We start from the raw sequence: 1,911 nt of genomic DNA, 5'->3' as shown, positions 1-1,911 counted from the left end.
GCTGAACGGTCGGAGTATCGACCTGACGGAGTCAGCAGACCGCCGAGGCGGGTGAGCAGATCGACCCCGCCGAACGCCGCCGGGTCGAGGCCGCGGACCTGGGCGCCGAGGGAGAGCTTCGCGGTCGCGCCCGCGTACGCCTCAGTGCCGTCGCCGATGTAGCCGGTGAGCACAGCGGGTTGGGCGAGCCACGACACCGCATTGGCCGCGGTCGTGTCCGCCACCTTCGCCGCAGCGAAGGCGAACACCGCGTCGAGGGTGAGGCCCTGGTCGGGGTAGGCGACGCCGTCGAAGACGACCTCGAAGCGTTCACCGTCGACGGACTGGCGGGCGAGCCAGCCGGCGGCGGCATCGACCCTGTTGAGGGTGGGCGGCGATGCTGACGCGGCCGACGGTGTGACCGTCAGCGCCAGCGTGAGGGCGGCGAGCGCGGCGGTCGCGAGGACGCGGGCGCGGTGCCGGAGGGGGCGGTTGACCATGAGACGGCGCCTTTCCGGGCTCCGTTGGTCCGAGACAGCCCGACGCTGTCGGGCGGCTCCGACCCGTGGGCCACGACGGGTTGGGGATGCGCAACACGTGCACGGACGGGTACTCGGGCTCGCGGCGTTTGCACGTTCGTCGCCGCCTACCGTTGCGGGCCAGCGCCGGATTTCGACCGGACTTCCCCCATCAGCGCACAGGTATGAAGTTGTGGCGCCCAGTCTCACCGCCCGTGGTGGTCACCGTCAATGTCGACGATCCGACGGCACTCGATCCCGGCCCGTGGTTCAGTGGCCCGCCGTCGCCGGCGGTGCAGCATCGTGGTCCGTTGTGCCGACGATCAAATTACGTCCCCTGACGACACGTGGACGCTTGTTGCAAGATAATGGCAACAACCATAGCTTGGCAGCATTGAGAGGACGTACCCCATGGCCGTGTACAACCTGCCCGACCTGCCCTACGACTACGGCGCACTCGAACCCGCGATGTCCGGGGAGATCCTGGAGTTGCACCACGACAAGCACCACGCCGCGTACGTCAAGGGCGCCAACGACGGCCTCGACCGGCTCGCCGAGGCTCGCGACAAGGGCGACTACGCGACGCTTGTCGGTCTGGAGAAGACGTTCGCGTTCAACCTGTCCGGGCACGTCCTGCACTCGATCTTCTGGAACAACCTGTCCCCGGACGGCGGTGACCGCCCCGAAGGCGAGTTGGCCGCGGCGATCGACGAGCACCTCGGCTCCTTCGACGGCTTCGCCGGCCAACTGTCGGCGGCGACGAAGGGCGTGCAGGGCTCCGGCTGGGGTGTTCTCGCGTGGGAGCCGCTGAGCCAGCGGTTGATCGTGGAGCAGGTCTACGACCACCACGGCAACGTCGGGCAGGGCTCCACCCCGATCCTGGTGTTCGACGCTTGGGAGCACGCCTACTACCTGCAGTACCGCAACGTGCGTCCGGACTACGTGGACCGGCTGTGGAACCTGGTCAACTGGACCGACGTCACCGCCCGTTTCGACGCCGCCCGCGCCGCGACCCCGAAGATCTGACCCGGCGTGAGCGGCTATACCCCTGAGGCCGCAGAGATTGTCCAACGCGCCGCCGGGGTCATCGCGGCCAAACACCGCGGTGACCTCGCCGGCGCCGAGGAGTTGATGTCGGCGTTCAGCTCCGAGCAGGCCCGTACCCTCGGCTTCTACCTACTGGCCGACCTCGCGCTTGGCCTGGTCAAGGCACAGAGCGGCCAGTCGATGGACGATCTGGTCCGGGAGCTGTCCCTGCTCCTGGCCGACACCGCCCAGTCCCCACCGGCATGACCGTCCGCTGGGTTCCGCCCGAGGCGGCCTTCCGCCCGGTCAGCCCCTCGCTCACCGAGATCTTCCGAGAGGTCACCCAGTGAACGTCACCCAGGCCACCCGGCTGGTCGCCGAACGCGAG

The 1,911-nt window shown here is 69.0% G+C and carries 2 protein-coding genes, 1 pseudogene and 1 riboswitch; of the genes and pseudogenes, 2 read left to right on the top strand and 1 reads right to left on the bottom strand.

The genetic code is table 11. The features are described from left to right. Positions 1–479, bottom strand: a pseudogene (locus tag ABZ749_RS34635) (peptidase); the annotation flags it as partial. Positions 480–565: 86 nt separating this feature from the next. Next, a riboswitch (cobalamin riboswitch) is annotated at positions 566–729 on the bottom strand. A 179-nt stretch (positions 730–908) separates the two neighbouring features. On the opposite strand from ABZ749_RS34635, the gene ABZ749_RS34630 reads away from it, so the two are divergent. Beyond that, positions 909–1,523: a superoxide dismutase gene (locus tag ABZ749_RS34630; protein ID WP_357235510.1), complete on the top strand. Its 615-nt coding sequence runs from the start codon at positions 909–911 to the stop codon at positions 1,521–1,523. Between the two features lie 6 nt (positions 1,524–1,529). Then, the gene (locus ABZ749_RS34625; RefSeq protein ID WP_357235507.1) at positions 1,530–1,790 is read left to right on the top strand and encodes a superoxide dismutase; all 261 of its coding nucleotides are present in this window, start codon (positions 1,530–1,532) and stop codon (positions 1,788–1,790) included. The last annotated feature ends 121 nt before the right edge of the window (positions 1,791–1,911 follow it).

Origin of the sequence: Micromonospora sp. NPDC047753 (assembly GCF_040642735.1) — a bacterium.
Taxonomy (GTDB): domain Bacteria; phylum Actinomycetota; class Actinomycetes; order Mycobacteriales; family Micromonosporaceae; genus Micromonospora.
This window is presented reverse-complemented; position numbering and strand designations above follow the sequence as displayed.

Excerpts from the sequence above, each read along its gene's own strand:
- ABZ749_RS34630 (WP_357235510.1), top strand. The coding sequence starts at position 909 with ATGGCCGTGTACAACCTGCCCGACCTGCCCTACGACTACGGCGCACTC.